The sequence below is a fragment of the Nocardia sp. CC201C genome (assembly GCF_030010695.1).
Taxonomy (GTDB): domain Bacteria; phylum Actinomycetota; class Actinomycetes; order Mycobacteriales; family Mycobacteriaceae; genus Nocardia; species Nocardia otitidiscaviarum.
The window spans coordinates 1-2,255 of record NZ_JASCXP010000665.1; the positions used below are offsets into that span (position 1 = coordinate 1).

The 2,255-nt window shown below is 76.0% G+C and carries 1 pseudogene; it reads left to right on the forward strand.

Annotation, left to right across the window (positions count from 1 at the left end):
* Window positions 1-1,834 precede the first annotated feature (1,834 nt).
* Window positions 1,835-2,255 (forward strand): annotated as a pseudogene (locus tag QK444_RS35655) (hypothetical protein); the annotation flags it as partial.

The window sequence follows — 2,255 nt, forward strand, 5'->3', positions numbered from 1 at the left end:
ACCGCCCCAGCCGAGCGCCCCCGGCAACGGCCCAGGCGGCCCGCTGCCGGGTGGACCGCGCAACACACCGTCAGGCACCACAGGTGCAGGCTCCCCCGCCGACACCACCATGCAGTACCCCGCCATGCCGTCGGACCACGGCCAGACCCGCCCCGACGCCCCGGGGACCCCGAACCAGCCACCCGCCCCCGGCGGACAACCCGGCCCACGCGACGGCAACCCGAACTTGCGCGGTGGGCAGCCGGACCGGCGGGTCGGACGATCGGACCCGCGCGACGGCAACCCGAACCCGCGTGGCGGGCAGCCGGACCCGCACGGCGGACGACCGGATCGCGTCGGACCGCCCGGCCTGCGTGACGGCGGCCCGAGTTCACGTGGCGGGCAGCAGCTTCCGGTGACCGGACGGCCGGACCCGCGTAGTGGACAACCGGACCCGCGCGACGGGCGACCGCAGCCACCCGGCGGGCAACCCGCCCCGCGTGGCGACAAACCGAATCCGCGCGGCGGGCAACCACAGGCCCCCGGCGGACAATCGGCCCCTCGCGGCGGGCAGTGGAATCCGCGCGGCGGACAACAGGATCCGCGCGGCAGCCACCCCGGCCGCCCACCGCAGTCCGGCAGCCGCCCCGGCATGCGCGATACGGTCCCGGGCGGCCCCGACGCCGTGTCACCGCTCGCCGGAATCACCCAACCCCTGGTCTCCACGCCGGACCCGCAGCCACACCGCGAGTCGGGACACGGCGACCGGCCCAATCCCGGCGACCGGTCCGATCCACGACGCCCCGACCCGTCCCCGCCGGCCCCTGCCGGAAGCGTTCCGTCCCAGGACGACTCGGCACCGGCCGGGCCGCAGCGCGCATCGGAGCAGGGTTCCGCACCGGGCGACTCCCCGGAGCGTGCGCAGGAGAATTCGTCAGGTGACGCGGGTGCGCGGCCAGGTTCAGCGCAGCCGGGCTCCCCGCGGGACGTCTCCGGACATAGCGATTCCGCACAACGCGGTTCGATGCCGGGCGCTCCCGTACCCGGTGGCCCCGGACAAGGTGGCCCCGGACAAGGTGGCCCCGGCGGTCCCGCACCGCGGGGTCCCCGGGAAACGGTGCGGGGCGACAGCGCACCGAACGAGGCACGCGAACGTGGAACCGCTCCGGGCGGCCCCGGGCAGTACGGCGACTCGCCCGCTGTGGCGGCGCAGGGCACGTCTCGGCCGGGCGTCGATGCGGAAGACGCTCCCACACAGCGTGAATCGATCCGCGGCGGCGCGGGGCAGGCCGGTTCGGCATCGCGAGGCCCCGGTGCGTCGGAAGCGGGCGACAGCGCATCGAACGACGCGCTCCAGCGTGGAGCCGCTCCGGACGGCCCTGTGCGAGACGCTGGCGTCCGTGGTGATTCCGAATCCGACACCCCGACGGAGCGAGTGATGCTGTCGGACGGGTCCGGGCACGCCGAGGGCGGGCGGGATGCGTCCGGGCACGGCGGGCCCAGGAGCGAGAGCCCGACGGTGCGGTTCGCACAGGGTGGTTCACGATCCGGCGCCGAGGCGGGCGGCAACACGAAGGGCGTTGGCGCACAGTCCGGTTCGGCGAGTGCGGCTGCCGACGGTGTGGCGAGCGGACCTGGCGGATCGGCACAGGCCCGGGGCGGCTTCTATGCGGGGGACCCGGCGGGACCGGACAGTTCGGCGCGCGGCACCGGTGGGGTGGGCTCCGGGACCAACGCGGCCGCCGGGGCGGGGGCGGGAGCGCAGGGTGCCACTCGGGACACGGATATTCCGGGACCGGCGGACGTGCCCGCGACGACCCAGCGCGGGGATGTGCGCGTGGATGGCCGAGCGGACGTGACTGAGCACAGCGCGGGCGCGGGTGCGACTGCCGGGGTGGCGGGCGCACCGGGTGGGGTGGCGGGCACACCGACCGAGCCGGGCGTCGAAGGGGCGGTTGCGCAGACTTCCGGCGCTCGCGGTGCGGACTCCGACGAACCCGCCGCGGACGCGACCGGGGAGACGGGACCGGATGCGGAAACCGTTGCCATCCAGCAGGTTCCGGAGGGGGCCGAGGACAAGACCACGGCTATGCCGGTGGTGCCTCGGGAACAGGCGGTGACCGAGAAGATTCAGACGGGGCGGCCGGGACCGCTGAGCAAGCCGAGTACGCCGCGTGGGAATGCGGGGCCGCGGAAGGCGGGGCCGCGGGGGCAGGCGGGGCCGGGGGCGGAGAATCTGGATGAGACGCGGCCGTCGCCGCCGCATCGGCAGCCGC